The organism is Streptomyces sp. NPDC001903, assembly GCF_042891345.1.
GTDB lineage: Bacteria > Actinomycetota > Actinomycetes > Streptomycetales > Streptomycetaceae > Streptomyces.
This window is the reverse complement of sequence record NZ_JBIASZ010000007.1, coordinates 46,615-68,550: the sequence shown is the minus strand read 5'-3', so window position 1 is coordinate 68,550 and position 21,936 is coordinate 46,615. Positions and strand designations below refer to the sequence as shown.

At 75.0% G+C, this 21,936-nt stretch carries 6 protein-coding genes; 1 reads left to right on the top strand and 5 read right to left on the bottom strand.

Features of this window, described 5'->3' with window-relative positions:
* Nucleotides 1-59 precede the first annotated feature (59 nt).
* Nucleotides 60-2,978: an AAA family ATPase gene (locus ACFYZS_RS17745; protein WP_389012837.1), complete on the top strand. Its 2,919-nt coding sequence runs from the start codon at nucleotides 60-62 to the stop codon at nucleotides 2,976-2,978.
* A 53-nt stretch (nucleotides 2,979-3,031) separates the two neighbouring features.
* On the opposite strand, the gene ACFYZS_RS17740 is transcribed toward ACFYZS_RS17745, so the two are convergent.
* The 5 genes from ACFYZS_RS17740 to ACFYZS_RS17720 all read right to left on the bottom strand — a co-directional run bounded on the left by ACFYZS_RS17740 (nucleotide 3,032) and on the right by ACFYZS_RS17720 (nucleotide 21,936).
* Complete coding sequence (locus ACFYZS_RS17740; RefSeq protein WP_389012834.1) at nucleotides 3,032-4,297, bottom strand: MFS transporter; 1,266 nt, start codon at nucleotides 4,295-4,297, stop codon at nucleotides 3,032-3,034.
* Between the two features lie 29 nt (nucleotides 4,298-4,326).
* A complete protein-coding gene (locus ACFYZS_RS17735) occupies nucleotides 4,327-5,727 on the bottom strand; it encodes a cytochrome P450 (protein WP_389012831.1) in 1,401 nt (466 codons plus the stop codon).
* A complete protein-coding gene (locus tag ACFYZS_RS17730; protein ID WP_389012828.1) occupies nucleotides 5,724-13,049 on the bottom strand; it encodes an amino acid adenylation domain-containing protein in 7,326 nt (2,441 codons plus the stop codon). Before ACFYZS_RS17730 ends, ACFYZS_RS17735 begins: the two co-directional genes overlap by 4 nt.
* A 52-nt stretch (nucleotides 13,050-13,101) precedes the next feature.
* Nucleotides 13,102-19,455: an amino acid adenylation domain-containing protein gene (locus tag ACFYZS_RS17725; RefSeq protein ID WP_389012826.1), complete on the bottom strand. Its 6,354-nt coding sequence runs from the start codon at nucleotides 19,453-19,455 to the stop codon at nucleotides 13,102-13,104.
* 186 nt (nucleotides 19,456-19,641) lie between these two features.
* Nucleotides 19,642-21,936, bottom strand: a complete 2,295-nt coding sequence (locus tag ACFYZS_RS17720) for a lantibiotic dehydratase (RefSeq protein WP_389012823.1) — start codon at nucleotides 21,934-21,936, stop codon at nucleotides 19,642-19,644.

The window sequence follows — 21,936 nt, the reverse complement described above, 5'->3', positions numbered from 1 at the left end:
GTTCGAAACGGCCAACTTTCGTCGCACAATCGGCCGATCCCATGAACTAGATTGCGGACATGCGTTCCCGTTCGCGGTACATCGTCGGTCGTGACCCGCAACTGCGCGAGATCAAGCAGGCACTGACCGACGCGGGCGAAGGCCGCGGCGGGGTCGTCTTCCTGGTCGGTGAAGCCGGGATCGGGAAATCCAGGCTGGCGGCCGAAGCAGTCGGCATGGCCTTCGGCATGGGCATGCGGGCCCTGCGCGGCCGCAGCAGCACCACCGGCCCCACCATCCCTTTTCGGCCACTCACCGAAGCGCTGATGTCGCTCTTCCGCAGCGGTGAGCCCCTGGACGACCTGCCGCTCGGCCCCTACCGGCCCGCGCTCGGCAGGATCATCCCGGACTGGAGCAGCGACGCCCAGAACAACAGCTCCATGGTCATCCTCGGCGAGGCCGTCCTGCGGCTGCTCATCGCCACCGGCAAGGAGCACGGCCAGCTCCTCCTCCTGGAGGACCTGCACGACGCCGACCCCGAGACGCTCGCGGTCGTCGAATACCTGGTGGACAACCTGGAGTACACGAACGTGGTGCTCCTGGCCACCATCCGTACGGAGCCCTGCGACGCGCTCGACATGGCCGGCTCGGCCCGCCGGCGCGGCGTGGGGACCGTACTGGAACTCGCCCCGCTCACCCGCCCCGAGGTCGGCGCCGTCATCGCCGCCCAGCTGGACACCGAGCCCGAACTCGTCCCGCAGCCGGCCCTGGACCGGCTCTGGGACGACAGCGCGGGCAGCCCCTTCCTCGTCGAGGAACTGCTCCAGGGCATGATCGGCAGCGGCGCCCTCGTCCGCTTCGAGGACGGCTGGCGGGTCGTCGGCGACCTGCGCAGCGACGTGTCCACCGCCCTCGCCCGGGGCATCCTGCGCCGCATCGACCGGCTCGGCCCGCAAGGGCTGACCCTGCTCTCCGCCGCCGCCGTGATCGGCCGCCGCTTCCCGCTGACCGTGCTCCAGCGGATGACCGGCATCGACGACCGCGGGCTGCTCAGCCACCTGCACGCCGGGGTCGCGGCGCAGCTCGTCGTCCCGGACGAACCCGCCCCCGACTGGTACGCCTTCCGCCACTCGCTCACCGCCGAGGCCCTGCACACCCAGCTCACGCCCGGCAACCGGGCGCAGATGTCGGGCCGTGCCGCCGATGCCGTGCAGGCGCTCTACCCCGAGCTCGAAGGGGACTGGTGCCCCCTGGTCGCGGAGCTGCGCTCGCAGGCGGGGGACGACGCCGAGGCCGGGCGCCTGTTCACCGACGCCGGGCTGCGCGCCCTCGCGGCCGGGGGGATCAGCTCCGCGATCACCCTGCTCAGCCGCGCCGAACGGCTGCTCGCCGCCAGCCAGGACCCCGCCGGGCGCACCGACGCCCTGGAGGCCCTGCTGCCCGCCCTCGCCGAAGCCGGCGACTTCGCCCGGGCCTTCGGCTTCGCGGAGAACCTGCACACGCTCGGCGGCAGCGGCCTGAGCGCCACCCGGCTCGCCGCGCTGCACACCCGGCTCGCCAAGGTGGCCCACACCGCGGGCCGCTGGGAGGACGGCAACAGACAGATAGCCCAGGCCAGATCCCTCCTGGGCGCCCACCCCGACGAGCGCACCACCGCCTCGATCGACGTGACCGCCGCCTACCTCGCGCTCGACACCCCCGGCCCGGACCGCACCCAACTGGCCGAGAAGCTCGGCAACTCCGCCCTGCAGGCCGCCCAGCGCCACGGCCTGGCCACCGTCGCCTGCCAGGCGCTGGAACTCCTCGCCACCCTCGCCCGCGAACGGGACTTCGACGAGGCCACCGCCCTGCTGGAATCGGCCCTGCAGACCGCCGAACAGCACCAGCTCCCGCTCCAGCGCATGTACGCGCTGACCCGGATCGGCGGCAACTACTGGCTCACCGAGGGCGCCACCGCCCCCCTGCTGGCCGCCCGGAGCGAGGCCCAGCGGCTCGGCTCGGCCACCATCGTCCACACCATCGACGGCATCCTGATCCTGGACTGCGTCCTGCGGGGCGAGTTCACCGCCGCGCAGCAGTCCGCCGAGGAGTGCCTGGCTGTCGTGCAGCGCCTGCGGCTCGCCCCGGCCACCCGGTACGTCCTGATGGCGCGGGCCGCGCTGGCCGCCCACCGGGGCGACCGGCCCGCCATGGAGGGCGCCCTCGCCGCCTTCGCCGAGTGGGACGGGGCCGGCTCCCAGGAGGAACCGCTGACCCGCGGCCTCGCCCGGGCCTTCTGCGCGCTGACGGAGGAGGACCGGCCCGGGGCCGTCGCGGAACTGCGCGCCGTCGCCGACCTGGAGGACACCAACCCCAGTACGTACTACCTCAGCGGGCGGTACGGCATCGGCCTGCTCCTGGACGTGCTGTCGGGGGAGGCCGACCGCGCCGCGTACGAGGAGATCGCCGCCACCGCGCCCGGCCGGATGCGCTGGAACCGGCAGTTCGTCCTGTTCGCCGGGGCCGTCCTGCTGGGCCGGGAACGCCGCCCCGAGGAGGCGGCGGCCGCCGTGGCCGAGGCCCTGCGCGTCGCCGCCCCGTACGCCACCGCCCTCCACCTGGGCCTGCGGCTCATCGCCGACGCGGCGTACGAGGACGGCTGGGGAGAACCGGTGGCCTGGCTGCGCCAGGCCGAGGAGCACTTCCACCAGGGCGGCGTGGCCGCGGTCGCGGGCGCCTGCCGCGCGGCCCTGCGCCGGATGGGCGCCCCGGGCCGCCAGCGCCGTACGGGTACGAGCACGATCCCGGACGTCCTGCGCGCCCAGGGCGTCACGGTCCGCGAGTACGAGGTCTTCCGGCTCCTCGCGGAGCGGCTGGGCAACAAGGACATCGCCGACCGGCTCTACATCTCGCCGCGCACGGTCGAGAAGCACATCGCGGCCCTCGGCGCCAAGACCGGCCGGGCCAACCGGGCCGCGCTCTGCGAGCTCTCGGCCTCCCTGGAGGCGTCGGCGCCCTGAAGCGCCGGCGCCGGCGCGGGCAGCGGCGCGGGCACCCGCACCGGCCCGCCCGGTCACCGCATCTCGCGGACCGTGCGCGAGCTCAGGATGCCGACCGCCGTCACCGCCAGGACCGCCGCCGAGACGGCGAACATCGGCGCGGTGCCCGACTGCGCCAGGGCCCCGCAGACGATCAGGGAGAGCGGGGCCACCGCGTAGCCGATCACCATGTCCACCGAGATCACCCGGCTCAGCACCGGGCCGTCGATCGTGCGCTGGATCCAGCTGAGGCCGAAGACCCCCTGGAAGCCCATCCCGAAGCCCATCGCCAGCACCGTCGCGAGGGCCCCCGCCGTGTTGCCGACGAGACCGAGCAGGCCCGTGCCGATCGCGAGCCAGCCCGCCAGCGCGGCGATCAGCAGGCCGATCCGGGGGCTGCCGCTCACGGCGCCGCCGACAAGGGTGCCCAGCATCGCCCCGCCGGCCAGCGCGCCGTTGAGCAGGCCGAGGGTGGTCGAGCCGCCGTGCAGGTCGACCTTGGCCAGGGTGGCGAAGCCGACGGTGAACGGCCCCGCCTGGCAGAAGGTCACCGCCGCGTCGACGGCCAGGATCGTCCGGATCCGCGGGTCCTCGAAGGCGTACCGCAGCCCGGCGCGGATCCGGGCGCCCAGCGAGGGCTCCGCCCCGGCCGGGGCGGAGGCGAGGGCCGGGCCCTTCTCCTCGGCTGCGGGGCGCGGCAGCGGGCGGATCCCCGCCACGCACACACCGCAGAGCGCGAAGCACACCGCGTCGACGAGGAAGGCGACGGGGGCGTTGGAGAAGGCCACCACCATGCCGCCGACGGCCGGTCCGAGCACGGCCGCCACCTTGGAGGCGACCGCGAGCAGGGCATTGGCCGGGGCGAGCTGCTCCTTGTCCACCACCGAGGGCAGGATGGAGGCCCGGGCGGGCTGGAAGAAGGCGTCGACCGCGCCGAAGGCCGCGGCGGCGCAGCACAGCATCCACAGCGTCAGGGACCCGGCCAGGCCGGCCAGGCCCACGCCCGCCATCAGGGCGGCCCGGGCCCAGCTGGAGAGCTTCATCAGGGTCCGGGAGGACCACGTGTCGCTGAGGGAGCCGCCGACCAGGGTCAGCAGGGCCCGCGGCACCGCCTGGAAGGCGAGGACGTAGCCGAGGGCCAGCGTGGACTGCGTGAGGCCGAGCGTGATCCAGGAGAAGGCGATGTAACTGAACCCGTCGCCGAGCAGGGACAGCGACTGCCCGAGCCAGAGCAGCCGGAACGAGGGCAGCCGGGCGGGGGCGCTCAGCCGGTCCCGCGCGTCCACCAGGGTGGAAGCCATGAATGATCCCTCCGTAGGGACGGCCGTGGTCAGTAGCGGACGGGCAGGGCCGTCAGCGCGCGGTTGAGGAGGGAGGGCTGCCAGGTGTGCCGCCCGTCGAGCAGCTCCAGGCCCGGGTACTCGCGGACCAGTACGTCGATCACCGCGCCGGCCACCAGGCGGGCGAAGGCCGCCCCGATGCAGAAGTGCGCGCCGAAGCCGAACCCGAGGTGCGAGGCGCTGCCGCGCCGGACGTCGAAGGTGTCGGGGTGGGCGAAGCGCGACGGGTCCCGGTTGGCGGCCGCCGTGACCAGGAACAGCCGGTCCTCGGCGCGGACGGAGCGCCCGTCGAGGTCGAAGTCCCGGGCGGCGGTGCGGATCGACATCTTGGAGGGGCCGTCGAAGCGCATGGCCTCCTCCACCGCCATCGGTACCAGCGACGGATCCTCCCGCACCGCCGCCAGCTGGTCGGGGTGCTCCAGCAGGGCGAGTACGGCGTTGACGATGAGGTTGCTGGTGGTCTCGCCGCCGGCGAAGGCCATCTGCGTCAGCATCCCGACGAACTCCTCCTCGCTGACCGACTTCCCGATCTGGCCGCCCGCCAGCACGGCGCTGATCAGGTCGTCCTTGGGGTCGGCGCGGCGCTGCTTCACCAGGTCGGCGAGGTAGTCGTCCAGGTTGACCAGGGACTGGAGCGAGGTGCGGTACTCGCGCTCCTCCTGGGCGGCCCCCAGGACCAGGTCGCCCACGCGGGCGTTCCAGTACCAGAAGGAGGGGCCGTGCGCCTGGGGGACGCCCAGCCAGCGGGCGAAGACGAGGGCGGGCAGCGGCCGGGCGATGTCGGCGACCAGGTCCCCGATCCGGCCGGGGACGGCGCGGCGGGTGAGCATGGCGCGGGTGGCGCGTTCGACGAAGGCCCGGTAGCGGCCGATCGAGCGGGCCGCGAACTGCTCCTGGAAGACCTGGCGCAGCCGCCGGTGCTGCGGGGCGTCGTTGAACACCATCCAGCGGGAGAGGATCCCGAAGGCCCGCTCGGCGTCCTCGCGGGCGCCCTCCGGCACGGCGTCCATCAGCGGGCGCACCCGCTCGGCGGAGACGGCGGGGGCGCGCAGGCAGTGCATCAGCTGGGCGTGCCCGGTGACGAGCCAGGCCCGGTGCATGGCGGACCAGTACACGGGGTCGTGGTCGCGCAGGGAGTTGAGGTACCCGTACGGGTCCGCGTTGACGGCGGGGTCGAGGAGGTACCGCTCGGTGAAGGGGGCCGCCGGGGCCGGCGGGGCCGGCGGGGCCGGCGGCGTGATCCGCGGGGCGGCGAGCGGGGCGGCCGGCGGCGCGGTGTGCCCGGTGACCGGGCACACCGGCGCGGACGTCTGCGCGGTCGGGTCCGGGTTCGGGACCGCGATCGTGCGCGCGGTCGTGTTCGTGTTCGTGTTCGTGGTCAGGACGGTCATCGGCGTGCCTCCGACTGGATCCGGCCGAGCACAGCAGCGGTCTTGTGCATCAGCCGTTCGGACATCATGGACATGTGGTCGCCTTCGGTGACGTGGACGGTCAGCCCGCCGAGCGCGATCTCGCGCCAGCGTTCGACGTAGGTGCGGAAGTCCACGTCCAGCCCGGGCATCGGTTCGCCGTCGGGCAGTTCCGCGGCCGCGCTGCCCACCAGGAGGTGGACGTGGCCGGGGTAGGGGCGCAGTGCGTAGTCGGACAGGGCGGTCAGCAGCGAGTGCCAGACCTCGATGGGGGCCTGCTCCACCAGGGCCGCCTCACCGGGGCTCATGCCGGCCCCCAGCAGCAGGGCGGTGAGCTCGGCCACGGCCGCCTCCCGTTCCGGGGAGGGCGCCAGCGTACGGACGCGGTCGCGCATCCGCAGCCCCCGCTCCATGTCCCGGCCGACCGCCGCGAGGCGTTCGCCGGCCGCCGGGTGGGGCAGGTGCGGCTCGATCAGCGTCAGCGGTGCGACGGTGTGTCCGGCCTCGTGCAGCTGGGTGGCCATCTCCAGCGCGATGTTGGCGCCCATGGACCAGCCCAGCAGGTCGTGCGGGCCGTGCCCGCCGTGGGCCGTGATCTCGGCGGCGTAGTTGGCCGCGATCCCGGCGATGGTGGTCGGGTCCACCCCGCCCAGCAGGCCCCGGGCCTGGAAGGCCCGCACCGGCTGACCGGGCGGGAGGGCCCGGGCGAGCGGCACGTACCAGGCGCCGCTGCCGCCGCTGGGGTGCACGCACCACAGCGGGGCGCCGTCCCCCTCGCGCAGCCGGACCTCGGAGGTGACGGCAGCGGCGCCGGGAGAACCCTCCGCGGACCCCGCCGCCCGAGCGGCGCGGGCGGCCAGCCGGGCGATGGTGGGCAGTTCGAGCAGGTCCCGTACGGAGACGCTCAGCCCGCGGGCGGCGGCCTGCGCGGCGACCCGGACGGTGGAGAGCGAACTGCCGCCGAGCGCGAAGAAGTCGTCGTGCACACCGACCTGTTCGATCCCGAGCACGCTGCGCCACACCTCGGCGAGGACCACCTCGGCGGGCGTACCGGGCGCGGCGTAGTCGGTGGCGCTGCCCAGCCGGTCGGCCGAGGGCAGCGGCAGGGCCTTCTTGTCCACCTTGCCGCTGCTGTTGACCGGCATGGCGTCGAGGAAGACGAAACGGGCGGGGACCATGTACGCGGGCACCTTGGCCCGCAGCGCCTCGCGGAAGGGCTCGACGACGGGCTCCACGCCCGCCTCGGGCACCACGTACGCCACCAGGGCCGGCTCCGGCAGGTCCCGCCGCAGCAGGACCACCGCCTGCTGCACCTGGGGGAGTTCACGCAGCCCGTGCTCGATCTCGCCGAGTTCGATGCGGAACCCGCGCAGTTTCACCTGGCTGTCGCGGCGGCCGAGGACCTCCACCGCGCCGTCGGGCAGCTGGACGCCGATGTCGCCGGTGCGGCACAGCCGGCCGCCGGGGGCGCCGTACGGGTCGGGGACGAACGCGGCGGCCGTCAGGTCGGGGCGGTTCACATAGCCCCGGCCGATGGCGCGCCCGCCGAGGTAGACCTCGCCCTGCACCCCGACGGGGACCGGCTGGAGGTCCTCGTCGAGCACGTAGACCTGGGTGTTGCGCATCGGCCAGCCGATCGGCGGGCGCTTGCAGTCCGGCTTGAGGAGGGTCGAGACGGACCACACGGCCGTCTCGGTGAGCCCGTAGACGTTGTAGAACCGCCGCCCGCGCGCCCACTTCTGGGCCAGTTCGGCCGGGCAGGCCTCGCCGGCGACCTGGAGGATCCGGATCGCGGGGAAGCGGTCCTCGCCGAGGGCCGCCAGGGCGCTCGGGGCCAGCATCGCGACGGTGATCCCGTACTCGAGCAGGGTGTTCGCGAGGTCGGAGCCCGCGCGCAGCGCTTCCCTGGGCGGAGTGCACAGCTGGGCGCCGTTCGCCAGGGCCCAGGTCAGATCCATGATCGAGACGTCGAAGCTGAGGGAGGCGAACTGGAGCACCCGGTCGGCGGGGGTCACGGGGAACAGGTCGCGCTGTCCCTCCAGCATGTTGGTCAGGCTGCGGTGCTGGATGGTGACGCCCTTGGGGGTGCCCGTGGAGCCCGAGGTGTACAGGACGTAGGCCGCGTTGTCCGCGGTGACGGCGGGCGCCGGGACCGGCTCCCCGATCGGCGCCGCCCAGGTCGCCGGGTCGTCCACGACCAGGGTCGGGCCGTCGAACGGCACCGTTCCCAGCAGCGAGGACTGGGTGATCAGCACCGGCATCGCGCTGTCCTCGACGATGAACTTCAGCCGGTCGGCCGGGTGCTGCGACTCCAGCGGCAGGAAGGCGCCGCCCGCCCGCAGCACCCCGAGCACGGCCCGGACCATCTCCGGACCCCGGTCGAGGCAGATCCCGACCGGCACCTCGGGGCCGACCCCGAGCGCCCGCAGCCGGGCGGCCAACTGGCGTACGGAGGAGTCCAGTTCCGCGTACGTGACCTCCTGCCCGCCCTGCCGGACGGCCACCGCGCCGGGCGTGCGGACCGCGTGCTCCGCCACGCACTCGTGGAACATCAGCGAGGTGTTCGGCAGCTCGGGGCCCCGGCCCCACTCCTCCAGCGCCCGCATCCGCGCCTCGCCGGCCAGCACCGGCGGCGTGACCGCGGCCCCGGGCTGCGCGGTCATCGCCTTCAGCACCCCGCACATCAGGTCGGCGAGCTGCTCGGCGGTGGCCGGGGCCAGGTGGTCGGGGTCGACGTCGAGGGTGAAGGACTCCACGCTCGCGTTGAGCATCAGCGGGAAGGCGGTACGGGCGATCTCCAGCGAGTCGTCCCAGCTGTCCCCCGACAGCCGGTGGAAGTTGACGTAGTTGAAGAGGGTGTCCGCCAGGCTCGGCTGACCCGGCCGCAGCTGCGCGAGGCGCGCCAGCGGCACCCTGCGGTAGGGGAGCATCTCCTGCTCGGCGGCGAACGCCGCCTTCAGGTACTCCAGCCAGCTGCCCCGGGGGCGCCGGACGCCGAACGGCACGGTGTTGAGGAAGAGCCCGCGCATCCGGTCGGAGCCGGGCACCTCGGGCCGGCCGTTGGTGACCAGGCCGACCGAGTGCCCCTCGGCGGAGCCGTCGCGCTCGGCGAACAGGCTCATGGTGTGGTGGAAGGCGGTGAGCAGGACCGTTCGGAGGGGCACCCCGGCCAGCCGCGCCAGGCGGCCGATCGGCTCGGCGAGGGCGGCGTAGGAGCGGCGCACCTCGTGCACGAACTGCCCGCCGTCGGAGGCCTCGGTACCGCGCCGGGTGAACCGGATCGGGCTCAGCTCTCCCAGCGCCGTCCGCCAGTACTCCAGGCCCTCCTCGTCGACGAGCGCGGCCCGCTCCAGCGCCACGTACTCGGCGTACGGGGGCGCCGCCGGCAGCTGCGGGGTCCGGCCCAGGGCCACGGCCTGCCGGTGCAGGTCCAGCAGGTCGGCGATGAGCGAGGTCAGGCTCCAGCCGTCGAGGACGACGTGGCAGTCGGTGAGCGTGAGCCGCAGCTCCCGGTCGGTGAGGTGGTGCAGGTGGATGCGGACCAGCGGCGGGGCCGCCAGGTCGAAGCGACGGGCGAACTCCGCGTCGACGTAGCCCCGTACGCGGGCCCACTGCTCCTCGTGCGGCAGGCCGCGCAGGTCGCTGTAGCCGACCGGGAGCTCGGCGGCGGAGTGCACCAGCTGGAGCGGCTCGGAGAAGGAGACCAGGTCGATGGAGGACCGCAGGATGGCGTGGCCGCGCACCACGGTGTCCACGGCGGTCCGGAAGGCGGCGAGGTCGAAGCCCTCCGGCACGGTGATCTTGAGGTCGGTGACGTTGTGGTAGGCGCCGCGTCCGGGATCGGCCAGCATCTCGTGCAGCATCCCGGCCTGGAGCATGGTCAGCGGGTACGCGTCGTCGAGGCCCTGCGGCAGCCGGGCCGCGTCGGCCGCGTCCAGCTGGGAGAAGGGCTCCACGGGGGCGGGGGCGGTGTCCTCGGCCGCCTCGGTCGCGAGCGCCGCGAGATCGCCGAGGGTGCGGGCCCGGAACAGGTCCGGCACGCTCAGGCCCAGTCCGGCGTTGCGGGCCTGCCCGATGACGCGCAGGGCCAGCATCGAGTCGCCGCCCAGGTCGAAGAAGTTCGCCGTACGGCTGATCCGCTCGGCGCCCAGTACGTCACACCAGATGCGGGCCAGCGCCTCCTCGGCCGGACCGGCCGGCGGGACGTGCCCGGCGGCGGCGTCGGCCCCCTCGACGGCCACCGCCACCAGGGACTTGCGGTCCACCTTTCCGTTCGCCGTGATCGGCAGCTTCGGGTGGCGGACGAACAGCGCGGGCACCATGTACTCGGGCAGGGTCAGGCGCAGCCGGTCGCGCAGGTCCGGCGCGTCCAGCGGCCGGCCCTCGGTCAGCACCACGTGGGCGACCAGCCGGGCGCCGCCGTGCGCGTCGGGCCGGGCCACCACCGCGGCGTCCCGTACGCCGGGCAGGGCGCGCAGCGCGGTCTCGATCTCGCCGGGCTCGATGCGGAAGCCGCGGATCTTCACCTGGTGGTCGGCGCGCCCGGCGTACGCCAACTGCCCGTCGGGCAGCACCCGTACGAGGTCGCCGGTGCGGTACATGCGGCTCCCGGCCGGCCCGAAGGGGTCGAGGGGGAAGCGCTCGGCGGACAGCTGGGGCCGGTTGCGGTAGCCGCGGGCGACGCCGCCGCCGGCCACGTACAGCTCGCCGACGGTGCCGTGCGGCACCAGGCGGCCCGCCCGGTCCAGGACGTAGCCGTGCTGTCCGGCCAGGGGGCGGCCGATCGGCGAGTACACGGGGGAGACCGTGTCCTCCTCGGTGATCAGCCGGTACGTGACGTGCACGGTGGTCTCGGTGATCCCGTACATGTTCACCAGCGCGGGCCGCCCGCCCTCGGGCACGGCGAACCAGTCGCGGTAGTCGCGGGCGTCGAAGGCGTCGCCGCCGAAGACCACCGTGCGCAGCGCGAGCGCGCCGAACTCCTCTCCCTGCTGGGCCAGGTGCGCCCGCAGCCCCTTGAAGGCCGCCGGGGTCTGGTTGAGCACGGTGACGCGCTCGTCGCGCAGGACGGCGTGGACGGCGGCGGGGTCGCGGACCTCGTCCTCGGTCAGCACCACGACGCGGCCGCCCGAGGTCAGCGGGGCCCACAGCTCCCAGACGGAGAAGTCGAAGGCGGGGGAGTGCAGGAGCGTCCACACGTCGTCCGCACCGAAGTCGAAGTGCCGGTCGGCGGCGCCGAGCAGCCAGGCCAGGTTCGCGTGGGTGATCTCGACGCCCTTGGGCTGCCCGGTCGAGCCGGAGGTGTAGATGACGTACGCGAGGGCCTCCGGCCCAGGGACGGCGCAGTGCAGGTCCCCGGTGTCGTCGCGGGAGTCGTCGGACGTGTCGTCGGCGGGGTCGTTCAGCGGGATCACCCCCACGGCGAGCCCCTCCACCGCGGCGTGGCCGACGGCGTCGGCGACCACCCACTCCACCCCGGCGTCCCCGACGGTGAACTCCCGCCGGGCCCGCGGGTGGGCGGGGTCCAGCGGCAGGTACGCCGCGCCCGCCCGCCAGACGCCGAGCAGGGCGACGGCCAGGTCGACCGAGCGGCCCAGGCAGACCCCGACCAGGGACTCCGCCCCGATGCCCGCCGCCCGCAGCCGCCGGGCCAGGGCCAGCGAGGCCGCGTCGAGTTCGGCGTACGTCAGGCTGCGGCCGCCGCCGGAGACGGCCACGGCGGCGGGGGCCAGCCGGATCCGCTCGGCCAGGCGCTCCATCGCGAGCCGCGGGGCCGGCTCGGGTACGGCGCCGGCCGGCAGGCGGTTCGCCGGGCCCTCGGGGCCGAGCAGCGCGGCCCGCTCGTCCGCGGTGAGCAGGTCGGCCATGCCCAGCGGCACGTCCGGGGCCTCGGCGAAGGCCCGCAGCACCGCGACGGTGTGCTCGGCCAGCCGGGCCACCGAAGCCGCGTCGAACAGGTCGGGGCGGTACACGAACTGCAGCCGGAGGCGGTCCGCGTCCTCGCTGACGTCCAGCGTCAGGTCGAACTTGGCCGTGGTGAGGTCGATGGGGAAGGCCGTGCCCGTCGCCCCGCCGAGGGCGTACGCACCCTGCCGCGCCGCGGCGGAGTGCGAGAACAGCACCTGGAACAGGGGGTTGCGCGACAGGTCCCGCTCGGGGCTCAGCTCGTCGACGACCCGCTCGAACGGCAGGCTCTGGTGGGACAGGGCGCCCAGGACGCTCTCCCGGGTCCGGGCGAGGAGCTGCGCCGAGGTCGGGTCGCCCGACAGGTCGGTGCGGATCACCAGGGTGTTCACGAAGAACCCGACCAGCTGCTCGGTCTCCGGGCGCTCCCGGTTGGCGACGACGGTGCCGATCGCGATGTCGTCCTGGCCGCTGTGGAAGGCGAGCGCCGCCTGGAAGGCCGCCATCAGGGTCATGTACGAGGTGGTGTCGGCCCGGCGGCCGAGCTCGGCCAGCGCCGCCGTCAGCGCCTCGGGGAGCTCCACCGCGTGCACGGCTCCGGCGGAGCTGCGGACGGCGGGCCGCGGGCGGTCGGCGGGCAGTTCGAGCGGGGTCAGGCCGGCCAGCGCCGTACGCCAGTAGTCCAGGTCCGCGCTCTCGTCGGCCCCGCGCTGCCAGTGCGCGTAGTCGGTGTAGTCGACCGGGAGCGGCGGGAGCTGCGGGGCCAGGCCCCGGCGTCTGGCGCGGTAGCAGGCGCCGAGGTCGCCCGTCAGGATGTCCAGCGACCAGCCGTCCGAGACGATGTGGTGCATGGCCAGGACGAGGACGTGGTCCTCGGCGCCGATCCGCAGCAGGGTGGCCCGGAAGGGGGGCGCGGCGGCCAGGTCGAAGGGGCGCAGCGCCACCTCCCGTACGGCCGCGGCGATCGCCTCGGGGCCGCCCTCGCGGACCGCCGGGGGCAGGTCGACCAGGTCGAGGCCGGCCGCGTCGGCGGCGGGGATCACGCGCTGGGCGGGCACTCCGTCCTCGTGGGAGAACACCACCCGCAGCTGCTCGTGGCGGGCGACGAGGTCCCCGATCGCGGCGTCGAGCGCGGCGGTGTCCAGGGGGCCGGTGAACCGCCAGGCCGCGGGCATCAGGTACTCGACGCCGCCGGGGTCGAGCTGGTCGAGGAAGTACAGGCGCTGCTGGGCCGCCGACAGGGGGGCCTGCGCGGGGCGCGGGTCGAGGCGGGGGATCCCCGCGGGCGCGGCGGAGGCCTTGCCGCGCAGGCGCATCTCGAGGAGCCGGCGGGCCGCCGGGGAGAGGCCGCCGGGGGTCGTGGAGGACGAGGTGGAGGGTTCGACCTGTGCAGTGGTCATCGGAAGTGCCGTCCAATCAAGGCTGGGATCGAGGTTCGGACCGCGGCGGCGATCAGAAGTCGGAGGTCAGGGACAGGTCGATCTCGTCGTCGCTCATCGCGGAGATCTGGTCGATGAGCTGTCGTTCCACTTCGATGGCGAGCAGTTCGACGGTCGGGTGGTCGAACAGGTCGCGTACCTGGATGGGGCAGTCGAACGCGGTGCGCAGGCGGGACGCGGCCGCCACGGCGCGCAGCGAGTGGCCGCCGAGGGCGAAGAAGTCCTCCCGGATCCCGACCTCGGGCAGGCCCAGGACCTCGGCCCAGATCTGGGCCGTCACCACCTCGGTCGGGGTGCGCGGCGCCACGGACGCGGCCGGCGCGGGCAGGTGCGGGTCGGGCAGGGCGGCGGTGTCCACCTTGCCCTGCACGGTCCGCGGCAGGGCGTCGAGCAGGACGAAGGCGGCGGGCACCATGTAGCCGGGCAGCAGGGTCCGGCACCAGGCGGCCAGCGCCTCGGCGTCCAGGCCCCGGTCCTGGCCGGCCGCGTAGCCGACGAGGGCGCGCTCGCCCCGCAGTTCCCGGACCAGGACGGTCGCCGCGTGCACGTCCGGGTGCTGTTCGAGGACGGCCTCGATCTCGGCCGGCTCGATGCGGAAGCCGCGGATCTTGACCTGGTTGTCGGTGCGGCCGAGGAACTCCAGTTCCCCGGAGGGCAGTCGGCGCACCAGGTCGCCGGTGCGGTAGAGCCGTCCGCCGCCGGCGCCGTACGGGTCCGGTACGAACTTCTGCGCGGTGAGGGCGGGCTGCCCGAGGTAGCCGCGGGCCAGCTCCGGCCCGCCGATCAGCAGCTCGCCCGGCACCCCGACGGGCACGAGCTGGTCGAGGGCGTCGACCACGTACGCCCGGCGGGAGCCCAGCGGCCGGCCGATCGCCACCCGGCCCTCGACGGGCGCGGTGACGGTGTGGGCGGTGGCCGAGATGACCGACTCCGTCGGGCCGTACGTGTTGACGACGGGCACGTCGGGCAAGTGGGCGAACCAGCGGGCCAGGGGCGCCGAGGGCAGTGCCTCGCCGCCGGTCACCAGCAGGCGCAGGCCCTTGAGGTCACCGGCGACCGCGTCCAGGCGGGCGACGATCTCCTCCCAGTAGGCGGGGGTCGCCTCCATGACCGTGATGTCCCGGGTGCGGACGGCCTCGGCGAGCTCCTCCACCGACCACACCTCGTCCGGGCGGACCACCACCGAGGCTCCCGCGCCGAGCGCCGGCAGCACCTGCTCCAGGGAGGCGTCGAAGGAGAAGGAGGCGAAGGCGAGGACGCGGTCCTCGGCCGTGATGCCGAACAGCTCGCGGGCCGCGGCGGCGTGCGCGCCCAGCGCGTGGTGTTCCACGCCGACGGCCTTGGGACGGCCGGTGGAGCCCGAGGTGAAGATGGTGTACGCGAGGTCGTGCGGATCGGGGGTGTGGTGCGGCGCGCCCGGGTCGGGCACGACGGAGTCGACGGAGACGGTCCGCGGCCCGAGACCGGCGACCAGCGCCTGCGTCGAGCCGTCGCTGAAGACGCTGTGCACGCCCGCCTCGGCGCACATGAACCGCAGCCGGTCCTCGGGCAGCCGGGGGTCCAGCGGTACGTAGACCCCGCCCGCCCGCCAGATCGCGGCCATCGCGGCGACCGAGCGGATCCCGCGCCGCAGGCACACGCCGACCGGGGTGCCGGGCCGTACGCCGGAGGCCGTCAGCGCCCGGGCCAGCCCGCCGGTCAGGCCGTCGAGTTCGCCGTACGTCAGGCTCTCGTCCCCGCAGAGCAGGGCGACGGCGTCCGGCGCGCCCGCCACGGTGAACGGAGCCGCCACCGGGGCGGCCGCCCGGGAGCCCGCCGCCTCGGCCAGCTCCGCGTACTCCGGGGCGGACAGCAGCTCCAGCCGGCCCACCGCCTGCTCCGGATCGGCCACCACCGACTCCAGCACCCGGCCCACGTGCCCGGCGAACCGGGTGACCGTGGCGGCGTCGAAGAGATCGCTCGCGTACTCCACGTTGAGTGCGAAACGGTCCGGATAGAGCAGGAAGGTGGCGGTCAGGTCGAACTTGGCCGAGCCCCACGGCAGGACGAAGTGCTCCACGTCGAGCCCCTCGACCCGCGGCCCGCCCGCCGCGCTCTCCTGCACGTCGAACATCACCTGGAACAGCGGGTTGCGCGAGGGGTCCCGCTCCGGCCGCAGCTGCTCCACCAGCCGCTCGAACGGCACCTCCTGGTGGTCGAAGGCCCCGAGCACCGACTCCCGCACCCGGCCCAGGAACTCCGTGAACGAGGGCTCGCCCGACAGGTCCCCGCGCAGCACCACCGTGTTCACCAGCAGCCCCACCAGCCGCTCCAGCTCCAGCTGGCCGCGGCCCGCGACCGGAGTGCCCACCGCCACGTCCTGCTGGCCGGACCAGCGGCCCAGCACGATCTGCACCACGGCCAGCAGCACCGTGAACCGGGTCACCCCGTGCCTGCGGGCCAGCTCGCCGAGCGCGGCCTCCAGTTCCTTCGGCAGGTCGATCTCGACCGCGCCGCCCCGGCCCGACCAGCCCGCCGGGCGCGGCCGGTCCGTCGGCAGCTCCAGTACGGGCACACCGGCCAGGGCCCGCTCCCAGTACGCCAGCTGCCGCTCCAGCACCTCGCCGGCCATCCGGTCGCGCTGCCAGACCGCGAAGTCCCCGTACTGGATCGGGACGGGCGGCAGTGCGGCCGGACGCCCGGCCACGCGGGCGGCGTACGACTGCGCGAGCTCGCCGATGATCACGTCCTTGGACCAGCCGTCGGTCGCCGCGTGGTGGAAGGCGATCACGGCCACGTGGTCCTCGGGGTCCAGCTCCCACACCCCCGCCCGCAGCAGCGGCGGACCGGCCAGGTCGAAGCGGCGGGTGGCGTACGGGACGGCCACCGCGCGCAGCCGCTCCAGCCGTACGGCCTCGTCGTCGCCGGGCGGGGCCGACTGCCACACCAGCGGTACGCGGACCCCGTCGACCACCCGCTGCGCGGGCCGGCCGTCCACCTCGACCAGGGCGGTGCGCAGTGCCTCGTGCCGGGCCACCACCTCGTCGAGGGCGCCCTGCCAGGCGTCCCGGTCGAGCCCGCCGCGCATCCGCCAGGAGAACCAGAGCACGTACTCGTCGCCGACGTCGGACATGCGGTCCAGGAACCACATCCGCTCCTGCGCGAAGGAGAGCGGCAGCGGTCCGGAGCGGTCCACCGGGACCACGGTGGCGGCGCCCGCCTGCCGGGCCGCGGCCACCAGTGGGCCGAACTCGCGGATGCGGGGGTTCTCGAACAGGGTGCGCAGCTCCACCTCGCGGCCGAGCCGTTCGGCGATCCGGGACACGGCCATGGTGGCGAGCAGCGAGTGGCCGCCCAGGTCGAAGAACCCGTCGTCGATGCCGATCCGGTCGACGCCCAGGACCTCCGCCCAGATGTCGGCGACGACCCGCTCGGTGGCGTCGCGCGGCGCGACGAACTCGCCGCCGCCCGCGGCCGCCCGGTCCCGCTCCGTGCGCTCCCCGTCCGGCCGGGCGGCGGGCAGGGCGGCCCGGTCGAGCTTGCCCGAGGCGTTGACGGGCAGCGCGTCGAGCGCCACGAAGTCTGCGGGCACGGCGTAGTGCGGCAGCCGGCCGGCGCAGAAGGAGCGCAGTACGGCGGGCTCCACCGGGCCGTCGGGGCCGGCCACCACGTAGCCGGTCAGGCTCTTGCCGCCCTGGGCGTCCGCGCCGACGGCCACCGCGGCCGCCACCACGCCGGGGCACTCGCCCAACACGGCCTCCACTTCGCCGAGTTCGATGCGGAAGCCGCGGATCTTGACCTGGTCGTCGGTGCGGCCGAGGAACTCCAGCTCCCCGGAGGGCAGTCGGCGCACGAGGTCCCCGGTGCGGTAGAGCCGCCCGCCCTGCCCGCCGTACGGGTCGGGGACGAACTTGGCGGCCGTGAGGGCGGGTTGCCCCAGGTAGCCGCGGGCCAGCTCGGGTCCGCCGATCAGCAGCTCGCCCGCCTCGCCGACCGGCACGAGCTCGTCGTGCGCGTCGACCACGTACACCCGGCGCGCGCCCAGCGGCCGCCCGATCGGCACCCGGCCGGGGTCCTCGGCCGCGCCGATCTCGTGGGTGGTGGCGGTCACGGTGGTCTCGGTCGGGCCGTACGCGTTGAGCACCCGTACGTGCGGGGCCCGCCCCTGCCAGGCGGCCAGCGCCGCGGCCGGGACGGACTCCCCGCCCAGGATCAGCAGGCGCAGCGACGCGAGCGAGGCGGCGGTGCGGTCCGTGAGCGAGAAGGCCAGCTCGGCCCAGTACGTGGGCGGCAGGTTCAGCACGGTGATCCCGTACCGCTCGACTACCAGGGGGATCTGCGCCGGCAGCCACTGCTCGTCCGGCCGGATCACCAGGGTGGCCCCGCAGCCGAGCGCGGTCAGCAGCTGGTCCAGCGAGGCGTCGAAGGAGAAGGAGGAGAAGGCGAGCACCCGGTCCCCGGAGGTGATCCCGAACTCCTCGCGGGCGGCGGCGACATGCGCGTCGATGGCGCCGTGCTCGATGCCGACGGCCTTCGGGCGGCCGGTGGAGCCCGAGGTGAAGATGGTGTACGCGAGGTCCCGCGGGCCGGGGGCGTGGTGCGGGGCGCCCGCGTCGGGCTCCGCGTCCTCCACCCGCAGCACCCGCGGGCCCAGCGCGCCGGCCAGCTCCGCGGTCGCGGCATCGGTGAGGACGCAGGCCAGCCCGGCCTCCTCGGCCATGAACCGCAACCGCTCCTCGGGCAGCGCCGGATCCAGCGGCACGTAGACCCCGCCGGCCCGCCAGATCGCGGTCATCGCGGCCACGGAGCCGATCCCGCGCTTCATGCACACGCCGACCGGGGCGCCCGGGCCGACGCCGGCTCCCCGCAGGGCGGTGGCCAGGCCGCCGCCCAGGGCGTCCAGCTCGCGGTAGCGCAGGATCTTCTCCCCGCACACCAGGGCCACCGCGTTCGGCTCGCCCGCCACCGCGAACGGCGTCGCCGCCGGCGCGGGGCGCTCCGCGCCCGCCATGCCGACCAGGCGCGCCCGCTCCTTGCCGGGCAAGGGCGCCAGGCGGCCGGCCAGTTCGGCCACCGGGGTCCGCGGCGCGGCCGTCACCGCGCGCAGCAGCTCCACGTACCCCTCGGTGAAGCGGACCATCGTGCTCTGGTCGAACAGGGTGGTCGAGTACTGGAGCCGCGCCGCGATGTCCCCGTTGGCGCGCAGGCTGAGGTCGAGGAAGACGTCCAGCGGGGTGCCCGTCAGCGGCGTCCGCACGAGGCCGACGTCGAGGTCGTCCAGGCGGGCCGCCGACGGGACGGTGTTCAGCAGGGTGAAGGAGGCCTGCGCGAGCGGGTGGCGCGACAGGTCGCGCTCGGTGACCACCTCGCCGACCACCCGGTCGAAGGGCGCCTCGGAGTGGGAGAAGTCCCGCAGGGCCCCCGACCGGACCCGGCCCAGCAGGTCCGCGAAGGTCGGATCGCCGGACAGGTCGGTGCGCAGCACGATCGTGTTCACGAACGGGCCGATCAGCGAGGCCACTTCGGCACGTCCGCGGTCGGCCAGGGTGGTGCACACGGCAATGTCGGAGCGGCCGGAGTAGCGGCCCAGCAGGGCCTGGTACACGGCGAGCAGCAGCATGTAGCGGGTCGCGCGCTGCTCGCGGGCCACCCGGTCCACCTCGGCCACCAGCTCGGCCGGCAGCTCGAAGCGGACCACGTCTCCGGAGCCGTCCCAGAACGCCGGCCGCGGCCGGTCGGCGGGCAGAGCGAGCGGGGCGACCCCGGCCAGCCGCTCCCGCCAGTACCCGAGCAGCCGCTCCATCCGCGGCCCGCTCAGCCGCTCGGCCTCGGTCCGGGCGACGTCGGTGTACTGCAGCGGCGGCGCGTCCACCGCCTCGCCCCGGTAGCCGGCGTCCAGTTCGCGCAGCAGCACGTCCCAGGACCAGCCGTCCACCGCGATGTGGTGGACCACCAGGAGCAGCACGTGCTCGTCCGAGCCGATGCGGGCGAGGGTGGCCCGCAGCGGGTGTTCCTTCGCCAGGTCCAGGGGGCGCGCCAGCTCCCGGTCGAAGAGCTCCTCGGTGCTGCCCGCCTCCGTCCGCGCCAGCCGGGTGCGGCCCGCCGGGTCCACCACGGGTACGGGCTCCCCGTCGACGGCCGTGAACCGGGTGCGCAGCACCTCGTGCCGGTCCACGATGCCGGCCAGCGAGCGCTCCAGGGCCGCGGCGTCGAGGGCGCCGCGGATCCGCAGGGCCAGCGGGAGCAGGGACTCGGCGGAGCCTCCGGTGAGCTGGTCGAGGAACCACAGCCTCCGCTGCGCGAACGACACTCCGTCACCGTCACGTACGACGTCGCCGGCTTCGCTGCCGTGCCTCGCCGGTCCGCCGTGCGCTGCGACAACCTTCACTGTGGGCCTCCAAGCGGTGTTTTCCTCAACACTGCTGTCTGCGGAGATCCGTCAGTAGGGAAGAAGACGCAGCCGCGCACGCAGCCGCGGGGGGTAGAACGCGCAACGGCGGCCCCGCACGGCCTGTGGCTCTGCCGTGCGCGCCGCCGGTACGCGTCGCTCCGTATGCGGGCCCTGCCGGTCGCGTCAGCCCTCGTCCACCGCCACGAACCGCAGCTCGGAGGTGTACGCCTCGCCCTGGTCGTCGGTCAGCCAGGCCTGCTCGGGGCTCGGCAGCATCTCGGTGAACACGGCCCGGCCCTCCGGCTCCTTGCGGGCCATCCTGCGGACCGCCTTGGCGAGGATGTTGACGTACACCGGGCTGTCGAAGTCCACGTAGAACGGCCGGGTCTCGGTCGGCAGCACGACGAACACGAACCGCGGCAGCTCGCGCCGCTCCCGCCACTGCCGCGCCCGGACGAACCGGCGCGCCTCGTCCTTCTCCTCGGCGAAGTCCATGTCCGACGGCGGCAGCCGCCAGGTCTCGCGGGCCACCACCAGCCGGTCCACGGTGACCCGGGGGGAGTGGTCCGTCGCGTCCGGCAGGATCTGGAACAGGTCCATCGCCAGGGTGGTCAGCACGTGCGAGAACACGTCCACCGCGGGGAACTCGGACCCGTCGGGAAGGACCACCGCCAGCTCGCCGTCCGCCCGCTCGGTCACCGCCACGTCGGCGCTGAGCACCGTACGGGGCCGGGCGGGATCGGCGGTGAAGTCGACGAGGGCGACGTAGTGGTCCTCGGGGCGGACCAGGACCTGCCGGGTCCGCGCGGAGAGCCGGGAGCGGTGCTCCTTGGGCAGCAGCGGCAGCAGCCGGGGACCGGGGTGGTCCCGGCCGGTGAGCCCGAGCAGCTCCGCGGGGTCCGGGTGCTGGTTGACGAACAGGGAGGAGCCCAAGGTGTTGGCGGCGACGTGCAGTTCGCCGAGCACCAGCTCGAAGTCGCCGCGGGCGACGGCCCGTTCCCCGGAGGCGGCGATCATGATGTCGGGGCTGAGGTAGCGGGCGGTGGCCCAGCCCCCGCCCGGGCCGCCGAACTGCTCGGCGACGGGCCCCGCGACGGCCTCCAGCGCCAGCCTGACCCGGCGGGTGCCGGGAGGCGGCGACAGGATCGCGTCCCAGCGCCGGCGGAACTCCTGCTGGAGCTCGGCGGATTCCGTGCGGGCGGCGCCGTGCAGGATCGGCATGCAGGCGAACCAGAACGCGGCCAGGTCGACCGGCCCCTGCCCGGCCAGCCGCCGGTACACCTCCCGCGCCCGGGCCATCACGGCGTCGGCGAGCCGCGCCGTGAGCCACCCCGCGCTGGTCAGCAGCGGGTCCAGCGGGGCGAGGGCCTCCTGCACGGTCCGCCCGAGGGTGGCGGTCGCCGCCCGCCGGCAGTCGGAGTACACCAGGGCCCGGCAGGGCGCCGTACCGGCCGCCTTCTCGCGTACGGCGGCGGTCTCGGTCAGCGCGACGAACTCGCCCTCCAGTGCCGTCAGGGCGGCCACCAGCTCCTCGGGCCCGTCCGCCCCGCCCACCCGGTCCCGGCCCCGCTCCAGGGCGTCCAGGGCGGCCAGGCCGGGCTCGCGCAGCTCCGCGTCCCCGACCCGCTCCAGCCAGGCCCGCAGGTACCGCTCGGGGCGGGCGTCGGCGGGCACCTCCAGCTTCCACACCACCCACCGGCGGGCGACCAGGTCGGCCAGTACGGCGGACACGTCCACGCCCGGCAGCGCGGCGCGGATCTCCCGCGCCGGGCGCACGCCGTCGCAGAGCGCGAGCACCGCGCTCCCCTCCTCGCCGAGCGGCTGGCGGGGCCGGCCCGGCACCGTCACGTCCATGCCGGACTGGCGGACGAACGGCACGCGCCGGGGCGCCACCCATTCCCGTACCGCCGGATCGCCCTCGATCCGCGCGGCAAGGGCGTCGACGGCCCAGCTGGCGAAGTACACCCGCGAGTCGGCGAGGAACCCGCCGGTGCCGGGGTCGACCTCCACTCCTTCGGTGGCGAGGTCCCAGCGGCCCCAGCCGACGGGGCCGAAGAAGCCGATGGTGTCGTTCTTGACGCAGAACCGCTGCCAGTAGTGGGCCACCAGCTCCTCGCGCTGGCGGGGCATGCTGGTCCGGCCCGCCGCGGACGGCGTCCAGTTCAGGAAGGGCGTGATCCCGGAGGTGAGCACCGGGCGGTTCTGCCAGGCCACCGCCTCCCGGAAGGCGGGCATCCGGGCGATGTCCTGGAGCGTGTGCGCCGCCTCCACCTGGGCGTCGGCGAACAGGGCGGTGAACTCCCGCCACCGCTCACCGGCCAGGCCGGCCGGGCCCTCGCCGGGATCGAACTTGTCGGCGGCCGCGGCCAGCCCGTCGGGGGCCAGCCGCAGCACGCCCCCGGCCGGGAAACCCGCCCCGCGCAGGGCGAACTGGTCCCACAGCCGCCAGCGGCCGCCGGGTACGTAGGTGTCCGTCAT

Bases quoted from the DNA above. Each gene is read 5' to 3' on its own strand.
- ACFYZS_RS17745 (WP_389012837.1), top strand. From the start codon at position 60: ATGCGTTCCCGTTCGCGGTACATCGTCGGTCGTGACCCGCAACTGCGC.
- ACFYZS_RS17740 (WP_389012834.1), bottom strand. From the start codon at position 4,297: ATGGCTTCCACCCTGGTGGACGCGCGGGACCGGCTGAGCGCCCCCGCC.
- ACFYZS_RS17735 (WP_389012831.1), bottom strand. From the start codon at position 5,727: ATGACCGTCCTGACCACGAACACGAACACGAACACGACCGCGCGCACG.
- ACFYZS_RS17730 (WP_389012828.1), bottom strand. From the start codon at position 13,049: ATGACCACTGCACAGGTCGAACCCTCCACCTCGTCCTCCACGACCCCC.
- ACFYZS_RS17720 (WP_389012823.1), bottom strand. From the start codon at position 21,936: ATGACGGACACCTACGTACCCGGCGGCCGCTGGCGGCTGTGGGACCAG.